This window comes from Occultella aeris, from assembly GCF_902703175.1.
Lineage (GTDB): Bacteria > Actinomycetota > Actinomycetes > Actinomycetales > Beutenbergiaceae > Occultella > Occultella aeris.
In genome coordinates, this window is record NZ_CACRYJ010000048.1 from 54,490 (window position 1) to 75,343 (window position 20,854).

The window sequence follows — 20,854 nt, forward strand, 5'->3', positions numbered from 1 at the left end:
CATGTTGAACCCGTCGAACCCGTTGGACCCGAACCCACCCCTGTCCCGTCGCTCCTTCCTCGGCACCGCCGCAGCCGGCGCACTCCTGACCACCGCCGGCTGTGCCGGATTCGGCGGCGGTGGTTCCGGGTCGGAGTCCGACGGCGACGCGAGCCTCACCGTGACCTGGTGGGGCGACGCTAGCCGGACCGAGCTCTATGACGCCGCCCTCGAGCTGTTCGAAGCCGACCACGAGGGCGTCACGACCCGATCCGAGTTCGCCGACCTCGGTCCCTACCTGGAGCGGATGGCGACCGCCGCCGCGGCCGGGAACCTCGCGGACGTCCTATGGATGCGGGACACGCACGTCGGCCGCTACGGCGCCGGCGGTTCGCTGCTCGACCTCTCCGAGTACCTCGACGACGTGATCGATGTCAGCGCGATCGGTGACGCCGGCGTCGCCAGCGGGACGGTCGGCGATGGTGTGTTCGCGCTGCCGACGCACTACGTCGGTCAGGCGCTCATCACGGCCGAGGACCTGCTGGGCGCCGCCGGCGTCTCCGGCGGCGACATCGCGACCTGGGACGATCTCGCTGCTGCCGCCCGTGAGGCGGCAGACCCCGCCGCCGGCGTCTTCGGGATCAACGACCCGACGCTCGATGACACGCACCGGCACCTCGAGGCGTGGATCCGACAGGCAGGCGGGGAACTGTTCACCCCCGAAGGCACCCTCGCGGCCGACCCGGCCGCGATCGAGGAATGGTTCGTCTTCTGGAAGACGCTCCGGGACGAGGGTGTGCTGCCGCCTGCCGACTCCCAGAGCGAGGCCAACGGCGCCGGCTGGTCCGGCGACTTCCTGGTCCTCGGGACCTCCGCGATGCGGCTGTCCAGCACGAACCACTTCACGATCGTCTCGGGTCTCACCGAGGCACCGCTCGGCCTGTTCAGCACCCCCGCCTTCGCCGACTCAACCGACGACTGGTGGTTCTTCCCGCCGATCCTGATCAGCGCAGCGGCCAACACCGACTCCCCCGAGGTCGCCGCCGCACTCATCGACTTCTTCATCAACGACGCTGCTGCGGCCGATGTCACCCGACTCAACCAGGGCGCACCGTCCTCCTCCGAGATCCGTGACGGGCTCACTCCCGACCTCGAAGGTGCGGAGACCGCCTTCATCGAACAGATCTCGCGGGAGATGCAGCACCCGGCCCGGCCGTTCCCCATCCGGCCGGAGGGCTCCGAGCAGTTCAACGGCGCCCTCACCAGGATCGGTGAGGAGATCGCCTACGGCGAGGCCACGGTCACCGAGGCGGTCGCACGCCTCGTCTCCGATGCCGCCGGCTACCTCACGGGCTCGTGACGCGACGATGACCGAGTGCACGCTCTGCGCCGGGAATGCCCGACCGGAGTCCGCCCTGCCTCCCCGGGAGCGGGTCCGGGTGACCGAGCACTGGCGGGTGATAGCGCACCGCAGCGCCCTCCCTGGCTGGATGCTCGTCTTTCCTCGGCGGCATGTCGAATCGCTGGCAGACCTGACCGAAGGTGAGGCGGCCGAACTCGGCGCGGTGCTGCGGGCGGGGACACGGGCGCTCGTGGACGCCGTGGGTGCGGACCGCTCCTATGTGATGCAGTTCTCCGAGGGCATCCGGCATCTGCACTTCAGCCTGGTTCCGCGGATGGCGGATCTGCCGGCCGACCGGCGCGGCGCGAAGATTGGTGCCTACAACGCGCAGGACACCCCACTCGGCGAGGAGGAACGGGACCGGATCGCGCTCAGCCTGCGGTCGCGGTGGCCGTAGCCGTCGCCGCCCCACGTGGGGGCGCTGTCGAGGCGCGGATCACGAGCTCCGGGTCGACGACCTGCTCATCCGACGCCTCGACCGTCACTCCCATCAGGCCCAGGAGCGTGCGGGCAGCCGCCCGACCGCGCTGGGACACATCACGCCGGACCGTCGTGAGCGCGGGCGAGTACCACGCGCCGATATCGGTGCCGTTGTACCCGACCACGGAGACGTCCTCGGGGATCCGCAGACCGTGCTCGCGCAGGGTCGCCATCCCCGCGATCGCCATCTCGTCGGTCGCATAGACGATGGCGGTGATCTCGGGGTGCTGCTCGAGGATCGCCCGTGTGCGTTCGGCGGCCGTGACGGGTGTGTACGGCCCCGGGTGATGTGCCACGAGACCGGCGCCGCCCGTCGCGAGCACCTCGCGCAGGATCCGGTCCCGGTGGCTCGACTCGACGTAGTCCTCCGGCCCGCTCACCGCGGCGATCGACCGATGGCCCAGCTCGAGCAGGTGTTCGGCCACCTCGCGCATCCCGGCGCCTCGCGGCCCGTGACCGATGTAGGAGATCGGATCCTCGACCCACGGGGTCCCCAGGAGCACGGCGGGCAGCCCGAGGCGACGAACCAGCTCGAACCTGGTGTCACCGACCCGTGACTCCAGGAGCACGACACCGTCGACCCGACGGGCCTCGGCCAGCCGACGGTAGGTCTGCTCCTCGTGCTCCGCGGAGGTGGCGATGTGCAGCAGCAGCCCGAAGTCGTGCCTGGCGAGCACCTTCTCGAGACCGGTGAACATCCCGGACGGCAGTTCTGGATCGCCGTCCTTGGCGACGCCCGGCCGGTTCAGGACGAGGCCCACGGTTCGGGACCTGGCCGAGCGCAACGCGATCGCCGTGGCACTCGGAGTCCAGTGCAGCTTGCGCGCGGCATCACGGATCCGCTCCTCGGTGGCAGCGGAGATGCCGCCCTGGGCGTTGAACACCCGGGACACTGCCGAGCGCGACACCCCCGCCAGCTGGGCGACGTCGGTGATCGTCGCCCGGCGCGAACGGGTGGCGTCGGCATCGCTACTAGATCGATCCATGCCCATATCCTGACACGCACTCGGCTCATGCCGGGACGGGCCGCGCCGCCGCCCTCGCCGACCCGTTCTCAGTGGCCGGGCCGACGAGGGCAGGCACCCTCAGACCCCGCCGGCGGTGACCTCCGCCGGCGTGATCACACCGGCGGCGACGACGATGACCGTCGCTCCCGCGCCGGTGGCGCCGTCCTCGACCACGCGCAGCCGGTACCGGCCAGGGGCGAGATCCACGGCGGCGAACCACCCGGACCCGTCCGTGGTCACCGTGAACGACTCCCCCGGTGTGCGACCGAGAGGCTGGACCTGCACCTCCACCTGGTCGGCGACCGCGCCGGTCCCAAGCGTGACCGTGCCCTCGAGCAGTCCGGCCGTTGGTTGGGTCTTCCACTCCATCTCGGGTACCACGACATCGTCGGCGAGCGGCCCGGCCCGAAGGGCCGCGGTCACCGCCTCCCGTTCGGCGTCCTTGACGGCCGGGTCCGTGGACGCCGTCGCCGTGGCGCTGAAGTTCGCATAGGAGTATCCGCTCCACCCGTCGAAACCGGCGGCCACCGTCTCCTCCGCCTGGGCCACGATGTCCGGCAACTCGTTCAGGTAGAGCGCCGGCCCGTTGACCACGTGCCGGTCTGCGCGGTTGGCGACGAGCGCGTCGTTCCACTCCGTGAACATCTGTGCCTGGGCCGGCATCCAGTTGCGCTTGTAGTTCATCGCCGTGACCGTGTCGATGATGCCCTCGTCCAGCCAGCCCACCCAGTCCTGGAGCACGTTCGTGTATGGCCGGGCGTTCTCCCAACCGCCGTAACTGACCGGGCCGAACGCGTACGTGATGCCGTTGATGCTGAGCCGGTCACTCGGATCGGAGCCGTACATCGCCACGTAGATCTTGCGCACCAGCGCGGAGACCTGGTCGCGGCGCCACTGGCTGAACTCCTCGTCGGTGACGGCCGGGCGGTCCGTGCGACCGGTCTCGGCGGCGAACCGGGCCAGCGACGTCTCGGAATAGCCCCAGTCGTTCTGGAACTCGCCGGCGCTGTAGTCCGGGTACCGGATGTAGTCGAGGTTCACCCCGTCCACGTCGTAGTTGTCCGTGATCGAGGAGATCGCCTCGACGACGTAGTCGACGGCGGCCGGGTTTGCCGGGTCGATGTAGGAGTTGTTTCCGACGAGCTCGGTGCCGTCCGCACGCTGGTTCAGCCACCGGTCGGCGCCGGTCGCGCTGGGCCCGTGCGCGTTGAAGGCGTGCTCCGGCGAGGTGGGCGGCGTGGCCGAGTTCCACAGCGTGGTGGCGTTCACCCAGGCGTGCACCTCGATCCCGGCCGCGTGCGCCACGTCGATGACCTCGGCCAACGGGTCGTATGGCGCCGGGTCGACGGCCGCGTCGGTGCGCGGGTAGAGCGCGTCGTTGCAGAAGCAGTCGAACCGCCGACCGACCTGCACGATCAGGGCGTTGACGCCCAGCTCGCTCGCGTCCTCGACCAACGTGGTGACCTGCTCGGGCGTGTAGATGCCGACGTTGAACGCGTCGACCCAGAGTGCTCGGAACTGTTCCTCGGGTTCGTCCGCGGCGGCCGGTCCGGCCAATGCCAGGGCCGGCACGAGCGCCAGGCCCAGTACTGCTGCGAGTGATCGTCGCATGTTCCCCTCCATGTACGAGATGTGTCGTGATCGTCGATGATCAGATCCCGCTGGGACCGGATCGGGTCCGGGTGTACCTCCTGTCCTCGACGGCGGCGCGGGTGACCTCGAGCGCCGCCTGGCTGGCGTCGTAGGTGCGCTGAGCGATCGCCACGAACACGCAGTCCACGACGGTGAGCTGAGCGAGGCGGCTGGCGGTCGCCCCTGACCGGAACGTCGTCTCCCGGGCAGCGGTGAGCAGCACGCGGTCGGCGAGCCGCGCGATCGGCGATTCGGGGGCGTTCGTCAGAGCCACCGTGGTAGCACCACGTGCCCCGGCGAGCCGGAGCGCCTCGACGGTGTCGATAGTGGTCCCGGTGTGGGAGATCCCGATCGCGACGTCCCGCTCCCCGAGCAGCGCGGCCGACGTGAGAGCGAGGTGGGAGTCGGCGTGCGCGAACGCGACCCGCCCGATCCGGTGCAGTTTCTGCTGCAGGTCCGTTGCGACCGTTCCGGAGGCGCCGACCCCGTAGATGTCCACCCGGCCCGCCGTCGCGATGGCCTCAACCACGGCCTCGAGTTCCGGGACGGACAGGGAGCGGGCCGTGTCCTCCACGGCGCGGGCATCGGCATAGGCGATCTTCGCGATCACGCTGGCCAGATCGTCACCCTCGGCGATGTCCCCGGTGCGCAGCTCGCGCTCGGCGACGGCATCGCTGCGGCCGGTCTCGGCGGCGATGGCGAGCCGGAACTCCCGGTACCCGGCCAGGCCGAGCTCGTGGCACAACCGCATCACAGTCGTCTGGCTGACGCCGCTCGCCGCGGACAGGTCGGTGATGGTGGACCGCGCGGCTCGCCGGGGGTCCTCCAGCACGTACTCGGCCACGCGCCGGATCGAGGGCTGGAACTGGTCCAGGCCCCCGCGTAGGCGCAACACCAATGGGGCTTGGATCATCCGTGGCGCTCTCCGCGGGCGGCGGCGACGGCAGAGCGGACGCCACCGGGATCGGCGATCCGGTTCGCGTCGGGCGGGAACTCGGCGATCAGCTCGCGCGCCTGCGCGACATCGATCCCTGCGATCAGGGCCACCAGTGCGGTCCGGGCATCCCCGGCCGCGGCGAGGACCTCCGCGCAGCGCTCGGGGTCCTGGTCCGTGGCCTGCACGAGCATCCGCACCGTGCGCGCACGCAGCTTCTGGTTCGTTGGAGCGACTTCGGTCATCAGGTTCGAGTACGTCTTGCCGAGGCGGACCATGACAGCCGTGGAGAACATGTTCAGGACCATCTTCTGCGCCGTGCCCGCCTTCATCCGGGTGGAGCCCGTGATGACCTCCGGCCCGGTGTCGACGAGGACGGCCACGTCGACGTCCTCGGCCAGCGCGGCCCGGGGGTTCGTCGCGATCAGCGCGGTCCGGGCCCGGCGCTCCCGGGCATGGCTGAGGGCACCTCCCACGTACGGTGTGCGGCCGCTGGCGGCGAGGCCGATGACGAGGTCGGCAGGGCCGACATCGCCCAGATCTGCGGCCCCGGCCGTCGGGTCGTCCTCAACCCCTTCGACCGCGTGCATCATCGCGCGGTCGCCGCCGGCCAGGTGTGGCACGACGGTCTCGGGACCCACCCGGTAGGTGGGCAGCAGCTCGACGGCGTCGAGGACGGCGAGCCGCCCGGACGTGCCGGCGCCGCTGTAGTGGATCCGTCCACCGACGCTCAGGGCTTCCACGGCGAGGTCCACCAGGGCCGTCACCTGGTCCGCGACGGCCCGGACCGCCGTCAGCACGGCCTCGTCCTCGGCGATCATCAGGCGCACCAGGTCACCGGTTCGGAGCCGGTCGACGTCCTCGGTACGAGGGTTGCGCTCCTCGGTGGGCGAGCGCAGGCCCAGCACCTCGCGCCAATCATGGGGCTTCTCGGCCATGGTCATCCTTCCTCGAGAACGAGCGTGTGCACCGGGACACGTCCGGTGGGGCACGGTGCAGGCGCGGGCGGCGTCAGGGATCCGAGGACGACGGCGGACCTCGCCCCCGTCGCCCGCCGACCGTCGACGCCGGGTACCGTGCCGGGCAGTCCACGCGCCGACAGGTAGCCGAGCAGCGCGAACATGTGGGCCTCCTTCGCCTCCGCAGCCAGGCCGAGCGCATCGGAGGTGACCACACCCGATAGCCGCGAGCGTAGCCCCGCCAGCAGGGTGGCGTTGCGCACCCCGCCGCCGGACACCACGACCCGTTCGGTGCCAGGCGCGTCCCGCACGATCGCCTCCGCGACGGTCCGGACCGTGAGTTCGGTGAGCGTCGCGAACAGGTCGTTGCCGGCTGGCACCGCCACGCCGGCGGCGGCCAGTGTTGCGGCGACGTACCCGGCGTCGAACGTCTCCCGACCGGTGCTCTTCGGCAGTGGCCGGGCGTAGTACGGCTCGGCGAGCAGCACCGACAGCGCGACGGGGTCCACCCGACCCGCGGCGGCCAGGCTCCCTTCCGGATCGAAGGGGTACCCGGTGGCTGCTGCGATCGCCGCGTCCAGGAGGCAGTTGCCGGGCCCGGTGTCGCCGGCACGCACCGGACCGTCACCGACCAGGGTGATGTTCGCGATGCCGCCGATGTTCAGCGCGGCCGTCGGGCGATCGCCGAGCCAGAGCGCGTCCAGCAGGCTCACCAGCGGGGCGCCCTGACCGCCGGCGGCGATGTCGGCGGTGCGCAGGTCATGGATCACGGGCCGCCCCGTACGCGCCGCGATCCACGCCGGCGAGCCCAGTTGCAACGTGCCCCGCGCCGAGCCGGCCCGATCGCCCGCGTCACCACCGCCGTCGGGCGTGCCGTGCTCCACCCAGTGGTGCACCGTCTGGCCGTGGCTGACCACCAGATCCACGGCGCCCCACTCCTCGATCGCCCGGGCGCCCACGGCTGCGAACGCCTGCCCGATCTCGGTGTCCAGCCGGCACACCTCACCAAGGTCGGTGGCCGCCGGCGGCAGCGCAGCCAGGATCCGTCCGCGCAATGGCGCGGGCCAGCTCCGCTCCGTATGCGCCACCATCCGCATCCGGACCACCCCATCGGCATCGTCGAGCTCGGCCAGCGCCACGTCGATGGCATCGACCGAGGTGCCCGAACTCAGCGCGAGCACCCTCATCCCTTCACCGCCCCTGCCGTCAGGCCGGATGCCAGGCGCCGCTGGACGACCACGAAGAAGATCACGACCGGAACCGTGATCAGCGAGGACGCGGCCATCACCGCCCCCCAGTCCGCGGTGTTCTGGCCGAAGAATCGCTGCAGGCCCACGGCCACCGTGTACTTGTCCGCGTCCTGCAGGAACGTGAGCGCGAAGATGAACTCGTTCCAGGCGGTGATGAACGAGAACACGCTGGTCGCCACAACGCCGGGTGCCACCAGCGGCAGCAGGACCGCCCAGAACATCCGGCCCCACGAGGCGCCGTCCATGTACGCGGCCTCCTCGACCTCCTTCGGCACCGCGGCCACGAAACCACGGAGCATCCAGACCGCGAACGGCAGCGAGAAGGCGAGGTAGACGATCACGAGGCCGAGGAGACTGTTCAGCATCTGCAGGTTCTTCGCCTGCAGGAACAACGGGATGACCAGGGCCTCGAGCGGGACCATCTGCACGATCAGGATCAGCACGAGCACCGCCTTGCGGAACGTGAAAGCGAAGCGTGCCACCGCGACCGCGGCGAGCAGGGCCACGGCCGCGGAGATGATCACGGTCCCCACCGCCACGATCGCCGAGTTCCGCATGAACTGGCCGAACCCGCCGACGTCCAGGACCCGGACGAAGTGGTCGAGGGTCAGGTCCGTGGGGATCAGGGTGGCGCCGCGGTGCGCGGCGTCCACGTCGACCGCGCTGGAGAACATCCAGTACGCGGGGAACAGGGCGAACACTCCGATCGCAGCGACGCCGAGTGCCTTGCCGGCATTGGACCAGGCGAGGGCCGTACCGGTGCGCCTCACAGGTCCTCCTCCTTGAACAGGGTGCGCATGTAGACCACTGTGATGACGAGGAGGATCCCGGTGAGCAGCACCGCGATGGCCGAGCCCATGCCGTACTTGCCCTGCGCGAAGGACTGGATGTAGGACCAGACACCCAGGTTGAACACCTCGGCGTTGCCGCCGTTGCCACCCGGCATCAGATAGATCTGGGTGAACACCTTGAAGTCCCAGATCGTGGAGAGGATCGTGACCACGGCGAAGACCGGCTTGAGCATCGGCGCAGTGATCTGCCAGAACCGTCGCCAGGCGCCGGCACCGTCCATGGTGGCCGCCTCGTAGAGCTCCTTCGGCACGGTGAGCAGGCCGGCGAGCACGGTGATCGCCACGAACGGGAAGCCGTGATGGACCACGTTCAGGGTGGCGATGGCATAGAAGCCGAGCCGGTCCGTGTACCAGTTCACGGTGCCTGGCTCGATGATGCCGAGCCCCGCCAGTACGCTCGCCACGAGCCCGTTCAGCGGATCGAACAGCCAGATCCAGACGTAGGTGCCGGTCACGGCGGGCACCGCCCAGGCGACCATGATCGCCGTCGAGCAGACCGTCTTCCAGAACGTGCCAAGGATGTTCAGGAACAGGGCCACCAGCGTGCCGAGTCCCACGGTCAACACCACACAGCAGGCGGCGAAGCCCACCGTGTTCGGCAGCACGACGGTCCACAGGTAGGAGTCGCCCAGGATCGCGGCGTAGTTCGCCCAGCCGATGTAGTTCGACTCTCCGGAGACCAGTTCGCGCAGGCCGAAGTCCTGGAAGGACAGGTCCACCACGCGCACCAACGGCCACAGCAGCAGCACTGCCAGCACGACCAGGGTCGGCGCGAGCAGCACCCACGGGCGCACGGCGCGGCGCCGGGCTGCTCGGCGTCGATGCGCGTCCGGGGCCGGCCCGCGTGGCACCATCGGCGCCACGCGGGCCGTTGACGTGGTCACCTCAGGACCCGGCGCTGAACGTCTCGTTCATGGCGGTGACCGCCTCCGCGGCTGCCTCCTCGACACCCATCCGCCCGGTCAGGATGTTCTGGACCATGGCCTCGACGGTCTTCGCGCCCTGGATCTGACCGAACGCCGGCGTCAGCGGCACGGACCTGCCCGCCTCCAGCATCTGCTGGGCGAACGGGGCGACCAGTGGGTCCTCGTCGGCAGCGATCTCGGCCAGGGCGCTGGCCTGACCCGGGAAGTACCCGGTCTGCTCGGACCAGTCGGCGGCTGCCTGACCGGTGCTCATGAGCTCGATGAACTCCCAGCCGAGTTCCTGCTGATCGGAGTCGGCCCATACACCGAGGTGCGAGCCGCCGAGGAACGAGCCCGCCGGGCCGCCGTCACGCGACGGGATCGGGAACGCACCGATGCTCTCCATCAGATCCGGGGCATCCTGCGCGATCCTCCCCACGGTCCAGTTGCCGGCGACGATCATCCCGACGTTGCCCTGCTCGAACGCGGTGAGGGCGTCCGCCTCGTTCCAGGTGTCCGCGGCCGCGGTCGAGGAACCGTGCTCGAGTGCCAGGCCCGTGTAGTACTCCAGCCCTTCGATCGCCTCCGGGGAGTCCAGCGCAGCGGTCCAGGTACCGTCGGCCTCGGTGGCGATCTCTCCCCCGGCACCCCAGATGAACGGGTAGGCGCTGTACTGGGAGTCCCCCGGGATCGGGAACGGGATAACGTCGGGGTCGGAAGCCTTGAGTGCCTCCACCGCGGCGGTCAGCTCCTCCCAGTTGGTGGGCGTCTCAGCGATCCCCGCCGCCTCGAACAGGTCCCGGTTGTAGATGATCGAGCGCACCCCGGCGTACCAGGGCATGCCGTAGAGCGCGCCATCGTAGGTACCCGCCTCGGCGAGCCCTTCGACGAGGTCGCCGTCCAGGCCCGCCCCCTCGATGCTGGCCGTCAGGTCCGCGAGCACACCGAGCTCGGCGAACTCGGCGGTCCAGGTGGTGCCCACCTCGGCCACATCCGGCCCCGTGCCGCCCGCGATCGAGGTGACGAACTTGTCATGGGCACCGTCCCAGGGCTGGAACTGCACATCCAGCTCCGCGCCGGTCCGGGCCGTGAACTCCTCAGCAACGCCTTCGAAGTAGCCGCCGGCGTCCGGGTTGGTGCCTTCCATGATCCAGACGGTGAGCGTCTGTCCCTCGAAGCCACCGCTCTCCTCGGTGCCGCTGCCGGCGTCCGTCGGCTCGTCCGCGTTGTCGCCGCCACTGCCGCACGCCGCCAGCGCCAGAACCAGGGCGCCAGCCGTCAGTGCGGGAATCGATCTCCTCATGCCGAACACTCCCTCGCGTCCGGCTGTCGTCCCCCGCCGGTCCAGGGTGGCGCGCCGGCCTCGTCGCCGACACGCGTGGTGGTGATTTCTTCCTAGATCCCCTGCTTGTTGGGAAACTATCATCATCCCGGCTGGGGCAACAGGGGCGGTCGAGCGAAGATGCAGCGGATCCGACTCGGGCGAGCCCGAGACGTGCTACTCCTACGTGATGACCACGGCCTACCCGCTGCTCGAGCGGGTCTACGCGATCGACAACGGCGATGCGCACGTCCCCGAACTCAATCGGCGCAACCCGACTTCCCCACGCAGCCGTACGGTGACGCACGACGAGGCCATGGCGTACTGGGTGGCCTTCCGCGCGCTGCTCAACCCGTATGAGCTGGCCGCGCACCAGTTGCGTCAGGGCAACGCTGCCGGCCTCGATGACGCAGTCGCCTACCTCGACGCGCGTCCGCGCTTCTTCGGTTCCGGTTACCTGGCCGAGGAGTTGATGCACGCCCTCTCCGTGGGCCCCGACCCCGGTTCGTACAAGCCGCTTCTCCGTCGCCTGGTGGTGCGGGATACCCCCCTCCTGCCGCGCAGGTCCTTGCGATACATGGCGCAGTTGGCGGCACGGGTCTGGGATGAGTCCCTCGATCACGACCTCACCCGGCTCGAGCGGGGGCCGGCTCACCGAGCGGCTTGGACCGCACGCATGGTTCGCACACGAGTCCCTCTGGTCCTGGTGTCACGGGGCGGGCAGGGTCGCCTCGGTCACCTGGGCAAGATGCGCCAACTCGACGCCCAGATCTGCTCCGCCGCGCGATTTCCTGAGTCCAACACGTGCCGACCGACCGATGGAGACCGGTCAGGCTGAGGTACCCGTCGGCCGGCGGAAGCGGCCTCGCGGTGGGCCGCGATCAGTGGGAGTGCCGGGTCTTGCTACGGTGACTGGCGTGTTCTCGGACTGGAAGCGTCGGCGTGCTGCCCGGCGCGTCAAGCCCGGGGATGGGCACGCGCTCCAACGCTTCCGCTGGTGGCAGTTGCTCTCGCGCGCGCTGTTCCATCTGTCCCTGACCGCTGCGGACGGCGAGCGGGAGACCTGGTCCGTCGACGTACGCCTCTGGGGAGACTCGAACGGGGAGGTCCGAGCGGAGCTCTATCGTGACGGCCAGCACTACGCCAGGTCCAAGCTTCCGGCCGCGTTCTCCGTGCCTGGCGGCACGGTGGAGGTGGAAACCAGCAGCTATGGGCTGAAGCGCTGCCACTACGTGAGCGACGCCGGCGCCGTGCGGCAACTCCGTCCGGACCCTGCTTCCGCCGAGGGCCGTCGCGCGCGCCTGGAGCGCAGGCGGCCCGGCCTGAGCCGCACCATCGGGTTCGCGAGCGTGGTTGTCCTCGTCGTTGCTCTTGCCCTCGGCATCCCGCAGATCGTTGAGGAGATCTCGCAGATCCCGCCCGTGGCGGCCAACCTCGGTACCTTCACCTCACCGATCCAGCTCCCCACGTGGCTCAACGTCGCACTCGTGCTGGCCACCCTCGTGGCCAGCACCGAACGCGCGCTGCGGCTGCGCTATCACTGGCTGCTCGACGGAGGGCTGTTCGACGGCGAGGGCTGAGCGCACCCGGTGGCTCAGCCGCGGCGCCGGAACTCGATCGGTTCCTCGAGGAGGGGCTCGAGCGCACCGCGCTCGTCGTCGGTGAGCCGCCGAGGCCGCCCGGAGGCGGCGTCGACCATGACGATCGACGTCGCCGCCCGGGCGCAGACCTGCCCGCCTGGGCCGTGCACCTCGTAGCAGACCTCGAGGCTGGCCCCGCCGATCCTGCCGATCCACAACTCGACCTGGACCGGCTCCTGGCGGTACTCCAGCGGGGCCAGATACTCGATCTCCTGCCGAGCGACCAGTGTGTAGCTGGACGCTCCGGCCCCGCCGGCCAGCACCTTCGTGGCAGCCGATTCGCGATCATCACCCGTGGCCCAGAACGTGGCGATACGGGCCTCCTCGAGGAGAGTCAGCATCGCCGCGTTGTTGACGTGGCCATAAGCGTCCAGGTCGGCCCAGCGCATCGGCACCGGGACACTGATCCGTGGCACGGATCAGTCCCGGGTGAGCTTGCGGTAGGTGACGCGGTGCGGGCGGGCCGCCTCCGGGCCGAGCCGCTCGACCTTGTTCTCCTCGTAGTCGGCGAAGTTGCCCTCGAACCAGTACCAGTTCGCGGGGTCCTCGGCGGTGCCCTCGTAGGCGAGGATATGGGTGGCCACGCGGTCCAGGAACCACCGGTCGTGGGAGATCACGACGGCCGAGCCGGGGAAGTTGAGCAGCGCGTTCTCCAGGCTGCCGAGCGTCTCCACGTCCAGGTCGTTGGTGGGCTCGTCGAGCAGCAGCAGGTTGCCGCCCTGCTTCAGGGTCAGGGCCAGGTTCAGGCGATTGCGCTCCCCACCGGAGAGCACCCCCGCCGGCTTCTGCTGGTCCGGCCCCTTGAAGCCGAACTGGGAGACGTAGGCCCGGGAGGGGATCTCGACGTTGCCGACCTGGATGAAGTCCAGCCCGTCGGAGACGACCTCCCAGAGCGTCTTGCTCGGGTCGATGCCGCCGCGGCTCTGGTCCACGTAGGAGATCTTGACCGTCTCGCCGACCTTCAACTCACCGTCGTCGAGCGGTTCGAGGCCGACGATCGTCTTGAACAGCGTCGTCTTTCCGACCCCGTTCGGTCCGATGATGCCGACGATGCCGGCCCGCGGCAGTGAGAAACTCAGGTTGTCGATCAGAACCCGGTCTCCGAAGCCCTTGCGCAGGTCCTTCGCCTCGAGCACCGTCGAGCCGAGCCGCGGGCCCGGCGGGATCTGGATCTCCTCGAAGTCCAGCTTGCGGGTGCGATCGGCCTCGGCGGCCATCTCCTCGTAGCGCGCCATGCGCGCCTTGGACTTGGTCTGCCGGCCCTTCGCGCTGGATCGGACCCACTCGAGTTCGTCCTTGAGGCGCTTGGCGAGCTTGGCGTCCTTCTTGCCCTGGACCTGCATCCGCTCGGACTTCTTCTCCAGGTAGGTGGAGTAGTTGCCCTCGTACGGGTACAGCCGGCCCCGGTCCACCTCGGCGATCCAGCCGGCCACGTGGTCCAGGAAGTACCGGTCGTGGGTGACGGCGATGACGGCGCCCGGGTACTTGGCAAGGTGCTGCTCGAGCCACTGCACGCTCTCGGCGTCCAGGTGGTTCGTCGGCTCGTCGAGCAGCAGCAGGTCCGGCTTCTCCAGGAGCAGCTTCGCCAGAGCCACGCGACGGCGCTCACCACCGGACAGGGTGGTCACGTCGGCATCCGCGGGCGGCAGCTGCAAGGCGTCCATGGCCTGCTCGAGCTGGGAGTCCAGGTCCCAGGCGTCGGCCGCGTCGATCTCTCCCTGGAGTGTGCCCATCTCCTCCATGAGCGCGTCGAAGTCGGCGTCCGGCTCGGCCATCAGGTTGCCGATCTCGTTGAACCGGTCGATCTTGCCCTTGATCTCCCCGACGCCCTCCTCCACGTTCCCGAGGACGGTCTTCTCCTCGTTCAGCGGCGGCTCCTGGAGCAGGATGCCCACGGAGTAGCCGGGAGTGAGCCGCGCCTCGCCGTTGGACTCCTTCTCGAGGCCGGCCATGATCTTCAGGATCGTGGACTTCCCGGCCCCGTTCGGGCCGACCATACCGATCTTGGCTCCGGGCAGGAACGCCATCGTCACGTCATCGAGGATGACCTTGTCTCCGTGCGCCTTGCGCGCCTTCACCATCGAGTAGATGTACTCGGCCACAACTCTCCCAGGACTGGATACGGGGTGATCAACCCCTAACCCTACGCACCGCAGCCCTGGATGTCGTATCGCTCGTCCACCGAGCCAGGGCACCGCGCCGGGCGCGCCCGGGCGCGCCGACAGCGTGCGCCGAGCTCCGCCGTCGGCTGCGGTGCGGTCCGAGTCCGCACGGACCGCACCGCTCGGGTCAGAACGGGGCCCCGACCTTCTCGACGAGCGACTGGCCGTCCTCGAACTGCGACGTTCCGTCGTTCGGGTCCTCGGCATCCGGGTCCTGCTCGAGTGCGTCGTCCAGCGGGTCGGGTGGTGCCTCCTCGTCGGACACCTCGGCGAGGCCGGAGACATCCACCGACCCGTCCGCCGCGTCCCGCCGCACCTTCCGGACCGAGGCGACGGCACGGCTGATCTCCACCCCGAACGCGGTCGGTCGGATGACGGGCTCCCACCCGGAGCCGCCGTCCTTCGTCTCGTACACGTGGAAGGACAGCCGACCCTGGACGAGCACGGCGTCGCCCTTGTGCACACTCTCGGAGATGTTCGTGGCAAGGTCGCCGTTCGCCTTCACCGCGTACCACTGGGTGGCGCCGTCGGTCCACTCCTGCGACTTGCGGTCGAAATAGCGGGGCGTGGTGGCGACGCTCACGCTGACGAACGGCGGGCGCCCATCGTTGAGGTAGAGCGTGGGGGTCTGACCCACGTGTCCTTGGATCGTGACTTCGACGTCCTTCGGCATGATCTGTTCCTTCGCTCGAACCGGCGTGTTCCGGTGAGCTCAAGCGTGGAACCAGGCGCCCCTGGGACGTTCGGCCGAGATGCGGGCTGGGGATGCCGAGGCATCAACTGCCAGGCTGTGGACGGTCAGGCGCCGCGAACACCTCGGCGCACGGCGGCGTGATCGGCGAGCGCGCCGGCCGTCGGCTCGCTCAGATCACGGCGGACCACGTCGGCGATCGCACTCGTGGTCCGGGTGAGATAGTCCTCGGACCGGGCGACCGCCGTCGCCTGTCGCTGTCGCTTCGCGGCGCTGAGCAGCAGGATCCCACCGATGAGCACGACGACGCCGCCGGCGGCGAGGGCCGCGGCGGGCACCGGGGTGTGCAGCACCAGGATCACGAGGGCACCGATCACGAGCGCGGCACCGAGGATGGTGGCGAGCACCCCCAGGATCCTTCGCCGAGCCGCCGCACCGTCCTGTGCGGAGGGCAACTCCTCGGCCGAGAGCACCTTCCACACGTGCGCGTCGAAGTCCGCACCGTCGGGGACCGTGGCGGTCACGGACTCCAGCCACAGCGGCGGCAGTCCCTTCGTCGCCTCGGCGATCCAGCGGTCCCGGATCGCCTCGATCCGGCTGCGGGCCGGCTGCTGGACCGGGCTGAGCGCGACCCGCCGTGGGCTCGACACCGCCGACCGGATGGACTCGGTCACCGACGGTACCCCGGCCGCGACCGCGATTCGCTCGGCCGTGGCCTCCTCGTACGGCGGCTGCGGTTCGCCGTCGCCGAGGTGCGGTCGAAGCCGCTCGGTGATGGCGTCGATCTCCGAGCGCGCGGTGCGGGCGCTGATGGACTCACCGGCAATGACCTCCCCCAGTTCACCGTGGAGCGCCTCCACGCCGTCACCGGCGCGTGCGGAGACCATCCGGATCCGCACGTCGCCGAGGCCGTCCTCGTCGATCAGGCGTCGGACGTCGTCGCGGACCCGGTCGCGTGAGCCCTCCGGGATCGTGTCGATCTGGTTGATCACCACGATCATCGCCTCGTGCCTCGCGGCGAGCGCACGCAGGTACTTCTCATGGAGGGCGTTGTCCGCGTACTTCTGTGGGTCCACGACCCAGACGAGCAGGTCGATCAGCGGCAGGAGACGGTTGACCTGAAGGGCGTGGTCCTCCTCGACGGAGTCGTGGTCCGGGAGGTCGAGCAGGACCAGCCCGTTCAGCGCCTCCTCGCCGGTGCCCGCGTCCAGTTCAGACACCCGCTGGATCCGCCGCTTCGGGTCCACCTGCAGGAAGTCCAGCAGCGCGGTGGCGTCGCTGCCCCACACGCACGCGGCGGCGCGCGCGGTGGTGGGCCGGAGCACGCCGACGTCGGCGAACTCGAGGCGGGTGAGCGCGTTGAACAGGCTGGACTTCCCGGAACCGGTGCCGCCCACGAGCGCGACCACCGTGTAGTCCACGCCCAGTTCGACCCGCTGCGTCACCGCGGCGAGGTCGGCCCGGGCCCGGCCGACCACGTCGGCATCGATCCGGTCACCGGCCAACTCCAGCGCCGTGCCGATCTCGGCGATCCGCCGGCTCAGTTCGGCGCCGGTCTCCGCGGCAGTGCTCACAGGTACCCCTTCAGCTCGCTCGCGCGCACACGCAGCCGGTGCGCCGCGCCGTCGTCCAGGCCGATGCCGTCGAGAGCGGTCAGGAACGGCTCGGCCTCGGCGTTCACCGCGACCTCCGCCCAGTCCGCCAGGTCCCGGCGCAGGCGGGTGACAGCGCTCGTTCCACGATCACCGAAGATCCGCCGCACCGCCCGCTCGGCCCCGTCCAGGCCGGCTGCGGCCACCTCCACCAGGGCGGACAGCGCGTCGGGCTCCAGCCCGGCGTCGTCACCGACCGGTCTGAGCGCCGCGCAGACGTCCGCGACGACGTCGTCCCATTCCCGTACGAGCACCTCGAGGCGGTTCGTGCGAACCGTGACCGAGGCATCGGCAGCGACCAGCTCGGCGACCTGCCTGCCCGCCGACGTGCGCTCGGCCGCCGTGCGCACCAGTCGCTCGCCGCGTTCGGCGGCCTCCTTGATCAGCGTGCGGGTCGCCCCGATTGCCACCTCCCGCAGGTTCCGCACCGACTCGTTGCGCGCGTTGGCGGCCCGGCGGAAGCGCCAGTTCTCGAACACGTTCGCGGGCGGCGCGACGAGCGGGGCGAGGATGCCACCGCTGCTGGCGCCGGCCAGCCACGTCGTGGTCGGAGCCCCGGTGGCCGCCGCACCGGAGGCGACATCCGCCTTCGCCTGGGCCGCCGCGCTCGACGGCGCAGCGGCCAGTTGGTTGCGCAGCGCCAGCGCGGTCCGGCGTTGGGTGTCCAACGCCGCGGCGACGTCTTGGACGTCCTGACGTAGCGCGGGCCACGCGCCGCGCACGGTGCGGGCGATGATGCTCCGGGACTGGCTCTGGGAGCCGAGCACGGTGAGCCACTTGGCGAACTCGGCGACCCGCTCCGGGGGCAGGACCCCCTCATGCGGCCCCACGTCGGGGATCACGAAGAACGGGACCGCTCCGAAGCCCTGCGCGTCGAGGCGGTCGAACAGGTCCCGGCGGACCTTGCCGAGTCCGGCCCGCTCCACCCGGTTGAGCACGACGGCGAGGGAGACGCCGCGCTCGGACGCGGTGTGCAGTCGCGCCCACGGCACTGCGTCGCCGTACCGGGACCCGGTGGTCACGAACACCCACAGGTCGGCGAGCTCGACGAGTTCGTCGGCAAGGCCACGGTTGCCGGAGTGCACGGAGTCGAGGTCCGGGGCGTCCAGCAGAGCGAGCCCACGTGGCACCTCCTCGTGGGCACTCACCCGAGCGACGGCGGTGACCGGGTGCTCCTCGAGCAGTTCCGCATCCTTGGGGTGCACCACGAGGACGGGCTCGCGGGTGGTGGGCCGCAGTACGCCGGCCTCGCTCACGTCCGAGCCGACCACGGAGTTGACGATGGTGGACTTGCCCGCGCCGGTACTTCCACCGACCACCACGATCACCGGGGCCGCGACCTGCTTCAGCCGCGGCAGCAGGTGATTGCGGACCTGCGTGGAGAGCCGGTCGCGACGGCCACGCGCGTTCTCGGCGTCGGCGGTGTCCAGGGGCAGCGACGCGGCGTCGAGGTTGGCCAGCAGGTCCTCGATGACCTCGACCATCGGCAGCCGCTCCGGGCGCGCGGTCACGTCCGGGTCTGCGGTGGTGGTGGGCGTGTCGGTCACGGCCCTAGCCTGCCCGTTCCGGGTGCCCTGGACCAAACGCGGCCCCGCGGAACCTGAGGCGGTCGTGACGGATCGGTACCGGTCCCGGCGGCGGCAGTGCAGGAGGGTCGGGACACGGTGGACATTCTATGCGCGGCGTAGGCGATCAACCCCGACGGCGGAGCGCCCGCACCCGGATATCCTGAGCGGGCGCCCTCGTAGCTCAATGGATAGAGCAACGGCCTTCTAATCCGTAGGTTGCAGGTTCGAGTCCTGCCGGGGGCACCGCGTTCAGGGGCACCGCGTGCCGACGCTGTTCGGCCGGACCACCAACGACGTCTGTCGGGCGCGCCACCCAAAGTGGCCCCTGGCACACCCGCCGATCGCAGCGGTCGGTCGCGTCACGGCCGAGGTGTTCGCCGCGCGGCCTCGGCGAGCAGTTCCTGGATTCCAGGTCTGTCGACGTCCGTGGCGGTGACGAACCGGATGTGCCTGGCCCGCTTCCCGGTGCCCTCGAGGAGTTCGCCCGGGTCATGGTCGGCGAGCTCGGCGCCCCTGGCGAACATCAGGTTGACGTGCGCTGTGTGCGGTGCGATTCCGGCGACCAGGAATGTGTACGTGCCGGGCTTGAAGGAGTATCCGATCAACCCGGACGCCGGGTCCGGCTCCTCGAGCACCTGCGGGATGGTCCCGGCCACCAGGTCCCGAAGCCGTTGGACGATCTCCCGGACGGGCGCGTCGAGGCCGCCGGTGACGTCCTCGACGCGGCCGCCCATCGCGGCATCCTACGTACGTCGGTTCGCCGTCAGGCGGCCAGCGCCTTGGCCTTGATGCCGTTGAACTCCTCCGCGGTGATCGTGCCCGAGTCGAGGAGCTGCTTGGCCTTCGCGATCTCGTCGGTCGGGCTGGCGGCCGCGACGGAACGGATGTAGTCGTCAGCGGCCTGCTGGGACTGCTGGATCTGCTTCACGTTGCGCTCGGCCATGCCGTCGCCGCGAGCGATCAGGTAGATGAGCGCGGTGAGCAGCGGCACGAAGACCAGGAAGATCAGCCAGATCGCCTTCTTCCAGCCCGCCAGGCTCTTGTCTCGGAACAGGTCGGAGATGATCGTGATCAGGGTGACCAATGCGGCGATGAACACGAACGCCCAGAAGAAGACAACGATGACGTTCCAGATCGTCTCGAACACTGTGGGACTCCTCAACTCGGTCAAGCACGGACCAACTGACGACGACGCCCTGAGGGCGCTCGGGTGCGTAATGCCGCACCGTTGGCCGATCGTGGCATGGCGGATCGAGTGGCGGACCCACCCGTTTCGGGTGAGCCCGTGGCCGCCGAGCCGGCGTGGCTACCGCTCCGGTCGAAGCGGAATCTTCACGTCCGAGCCGCCCTCCTCGGTGAGCCGCTCCCCCATCTGCACCAGGGTCGGCTCACCGACGAATCCACCCGCGAACAGGGCCTGTCCCTGCGTGAACGACGCGGCGCGAGCCAGAAGTTCCTCTGGTACGAACCCGAAGACCTCGGCGAGCTCGGCCAGGTCACGCGGTGCGTTCATCCGCATGAGGCCGAGGTTGTCGCACTGCGACAGGACGTTCGGGTGGATCTTGGTGGGACGTTGGGTGGACACGAACAGCCACAGGCCGAACTTCCGGCCCTCTGCAGCGATCTGGATGACCCGGTCCGTCAGCGCGCGTTCGATGGCCGTCACCGGGTCCGGCGGACAGATGTTGTGCGCCTCGTCGATCACGATCAGGACCGGGCGCCGGGACTCCCGGGTGTCCCACAGGTGCTCGATCACGGCCAGGGCAGCGACCTTCGGCTCGGCCGGATGAGCGAACCCGCCGAGGTCGAGCACGGTCACTGCGGGGCGTTCGTCGATGATCTGGTTCGCCGACGTGGCGCCGCGTGACCACAGCTCCCACTCGAGCACCTGGAGGTTCTCGATCCGCCGGGCCAGCCGCTGCCGGCCGGGATCGTTCGAGTCGCGCAGGCTCGCGAGGAAGGTCTCGTTCGTGAAGGTCCGGTGGTCCGCGTCGACGTGCAGGAGGACGTTGTACTCCTCGGCGTCCGCGATCGGGTCGAGCTGGAGCACGGCCGCCTTCGACGCGGCAGACAGGTCGACGAAGGCGACGTGCAGCCGCTCGCCGTGTGGTCGCGTGGAGTGCAGGATCCGGACGTCCGAACCCGTGATCGCCGCGATGGCGTCCGGGTCCCGCCCTGGCCGTGTCTGGTGCAGCCGGGTGAAGTCGGCGTTCGGGTCGAGGATGAGGATCGGCAGCTCGGTCCGGAGTAGGAGCTGCTCGAGCACCACCCCCAGCGCGTACGTCTTTCCCGACCCGCTCTGGCCGCACCAGAACGTGTGTCGGTTGAACCGAGCAGCGGCCAGGCGGGCCTCGTCCTCGGGCCGCTCCAGCCGTGTGCCGATCGTCAGGTCCACGCCTGGCAGCCTTGCACATGGCCCCC

At 70.1% G+C, this 20,854-nt stretch carries 20 protein-coding genes and 1 tRNA gene; 5 read left to right on the forward strand and 16 right to left on the reverse strand.

Annotated features, from left to right (window positions below):
- Window position 1: 1 nt before the first annotated feature.
- Window positions 2-1,339, forward strand: a complete 1,338-nt coding sequence (locus tag HALOF300_RS16500; RefSeq protein WP_156742016.1) for an ABC transporter substrate-binding protein — start codon at window positions 2-4, stop codon at window positions 1,337-1,339.
- Window positions 1,340-1,346: 7 nt separating this feature from the next.
- Entirely contained in the window at window positions 1,347-1,778 is a 432-nt protein-coding gene (locus HALOF300_RS16505; protein WP_156742017.1) for an HIT family protein, read from the forward strand.
- On the opposite strand, the gene HALOF300_RS16510 is transcribed toward HALOF300_RS16505, so the two are convergent.
- The 8 genes from HALOF300_RS16510 to HALOF300_RS16545 all read right to left on the reverse strand — a co-directional run bounded on the left by HALOF300_RS16510 (window position 1,753) and on the right by HALOF300_RS16545 (window position 10,702).
- Complete coding sequence (locus HALOF300_RS16510) at window positions 1,753-2,847, reverse strand: LacI family DNA-binding transcriptional regulator (protein ID WP_197522620.1); 1,095 nt, start codon at window positions 2,845-2,847, stop codon at window positions 1,753-1,755. The two genes, HALOF300_RS16505 and HALOF300_RS16510, sit on opposite strands and share 26 nt — an antisense overlap.
- A 99-nt stretch (window positions 2,848-2,946) precedes the next feature.
- Window positions 2,947-4,479 (reverse strand): family 10 glycosylhydrolase, encoded by a 1,533-nt coding sequence (locus HALOF300_RS16515; RefSeq protein ID WP_197522621.1) that lies wholly within the window; start codon window positions 4,477-4,479, stop codon window positions 2,947-2,949.
- Window positions 4,480-4,519: 40 nt separating this feature from the next.
- Window positions 4,520-5,413 (reverse strand): MurR/RpiR family transcriptional regulator, encoded by an 894-nt coding sequence (locus tag HALOF300_RS16520; RefSeq protein ID WP_156742020.1) that lies wholly within the window; start codon window positions 5,411-5,413, stop codon window positions 4,520-4,522.
- Window positions 5,410-6,372 (reverse strand): N-acetylmuramic acid 6-phosphate etherase, encoded by a 963-nt coding sequence (murQ, locus tag HALOF300_RS16525; RefSeq protein WP_156742021.1) that lies wholly within the window; start codon window positions 6,370-6,372, stop codon window positions 5,410-5,412. The genes HALOF300_RS16520 and murQ overlap by 4 nt, the downstream gene beginning before the upstream one ends.
- Window positions 6,373-6,374: 2 nt before the next feature.
- Window positions 6,375-7,580 carry an anhydro-N-acetylmuramic acid kinase gene (locus HALOF300_RS16530; protein WP_156742022.1) on the reverse strand — a complete coding sequence of 402 codons (1,206 nt, stop codon included), beginning with the start codon at window positions 7,578-7,580 and terminating at the stop codon, window positions 6,375-6,377.
- Entirely contained in the window at window positions 7,577-8,413 is an 837-nt protein-coding gene (locus HALOF300_RS16535) for a carbohydrate ABC transporter permease (protein ID WP_231955474.1), read from the reverse strand. Before HALOF300_RS16535 ends, HALOF300_RS16530 begins: the two co-directional genes overlap by 4 nt.
- Window positions 8,410-9,348 carry a carbohydrate ABC transporter permease gene (locus tag HALOF300_RS16540; RefSeq protein WP_156742066.1) on the reverse strand — a complete coding sequence of 313 codons (939 nt, stop codon included), beginning with the start codon at window positions 9,346-9,348 and terminating at the stop codon, window positions 8,410-8,412. Before HALOF300_RS16540 ends, HALOF300_RS16535 begins: the two co-directional genes overlap by 4 nt.
- Before the next feature lie 31 nt (window positions 9,349-9,379).
- On the reverse strand, window positions 9,380-10,702 hold the full coding sequence (locus HALOF300_RS16545; RefSeq protein ID WP_156742023.1) for a sugar ABC transporter substrate-binding protein: 1,323 nt from the start codon (window positions 10,700-10,702) through the stop codon (window positions 9,380-9,382).
- Window positions 10,703-10,910: 208 nt separating this feature from the next.
- Between HALOF300_RS16545 and HALOF300_RS16550 the strand changes: the two genes are divergently transcribed.
- Together HALOF300_RS16550 and HALOF300_RS16555 are read left to right on the forward strand one after the other, a co-directional pair.
- Window positions 10,911-11,558, forward strand: a complete 648-nt coding sequence (locus HALOF300_RS16550; protein ID WP_156742024.1) for a hypothetical protein — start codon at window positions 10,911-10,913, stop codon at window positions 11,556-11,558.
- 79 nt (window positions 11,559-11,637) lie between these two features.
- The gene (locus HALOF300_RS16555) at window positions 11,638-12,300 is read left to right on the forward strand and encodes a hypothetical protein (RefSeq protein ID WP_156742025.1); all 663 of its coding nucleotides are present in this window, start codon (window positions 11,638-11,640) and stop codon (window positions 12,298-12,300) included.
- Window positions 12,301-12,314: 14 nt separating this feature from the next.
- On the opposite strand, the gene HALOF300_RS16560 is transcribed toward HALOF300_RS16555, so the two are convergent.
- The 5 genes from HALOF300_RS16560 to HALOF300_RS16580 all read right to left on the reverse strand — a co-directional run bounded on the left by HALOF300_RS16560 (window position 12,315) and on the right by HALOF300_RS16580 (window position 18,412).
- Window positions 12,315-12,776: an acyl-CoA thioesterase gene (locus HALOF300_RS16560; protein WP_231955476.1), complete on the reverse strand. Its 462-nt coding sequence runs from the start codon at window positions 12,774-12,776 to the stop codon at window positions 12,315-12,317.
- Window positions 12,777-12,779: 3 nt separating this feature from the next.
- Complete coding sequence (gene ettA, locus HALOF300_RS16565) at window positions 12,780-14,462, reverse strand: energy-dependent translational throttle protein EttA (RefSeq protein WP_154793353.1); 1,683 nt, start codon at window positions 14,460-14,462, stop codon at window positions 12,780-12,782.
- Window positions 14,463-14,649: 187 nt separating this feature from the next.
- Window positions 14,650-15,195: a single-stranded DNA-binding protein gene (locus HALOF300_RS16570; RefSeq protein ID WP_156742026.1), complete on the reverse strand. Its 546-nt coding sequence runs from the start codon at window positions 15,193-15,195 to the stop codon at window positions 14,650-14,652.
- A gap of 125 nt (window positions 15,196-15,320) precedes the next feature.
- Complete coding sequence (locus HALOF300_RS27065; protein WP_197522622.1) at window positions 15,321-16,787, reverse strand: GTPase; 1,467 nt, start codon at window positions 16,785-16,787, stop codon at window positions 15,321-15,323.
- A complete protein-coding gene (locus HALOF300_RS16580) occupies window positions 16,784-18,412 on the reverse strand; it encodes a GTPase domain-containing protein (RefSeq protein WP_156742027.1) in 1,629 nt (542 codons plus the stop codon). The genes HALOF300_RS27065 and HALOF300_RS16580 overlap by 4 nt, the downstream gene beginning before the upstream one ends.
- A gap of 191 nt (window positions 18,413-18,603) precedes the next feature.
- Between HALOF300_RS16580 and HALOF300_RS16585 the strand changes: the two genes are divergently transcribed.
- Window positions 18,604-18,676, forward strand: a tRNA-Arg gene (locus HALOF300_RS16585).
- 116 nt (window positions 18,677-18,792) lie between these two features.
- On the opposite strand, the gene HALOF300_RS16590 is transcribed toward HALOF300_RS16585, so the two are convergent.
- The 3 genes from HALOF300_RS16590 to HALOF300_RS16600 all read right to left on the reverse strand — a co-directional run bounded on the left by HALOF300_RS16590 (window position 18,793) and on the right by HALOF300_RS16600 (window position 20,828).
- Window positions 18,793-19,167 carry a DUF1801 domain-containing protein gene (locus tag HALOF300_RS16590; RefSeq protein WP_156742028.1) on the reverse strand — a complete coding sequence of 125 codons (375 nt, stop codon included), beginning with the start codon at window positions 19,165-19,167 and terminating at the stop codon, window positions 18,793-18,795.
- A gap of 29 nt (window positions 19,168-19,196) precedes the next feature.
- Window positions 19,197-19,580 (reverse strand): SHOCT domain-containing protein, encoded by a 384-nt coding sequence (locus HALOF300_RS16595; RefSeq protein WP_231955478.1) that lies wholly within the window; start codon window positions 19,578-19,580, stop codon window positions 19,197-19,199.
- Between the two features lie 159 nt (window positions 19,581-19,739).
- Window positions 19,740-20,828, reverse strand: a complete 1,089-nt coding sequence (locus HALOF300_RS16600; protein ID WP_156742029.1) for an ATP-binding protein — start codon at window positions 20,826-20,828, stop codon at window positions 19,740-19,742.
- Window positions 20,829-20,854 lie beyond the last annotated feature (26 nt).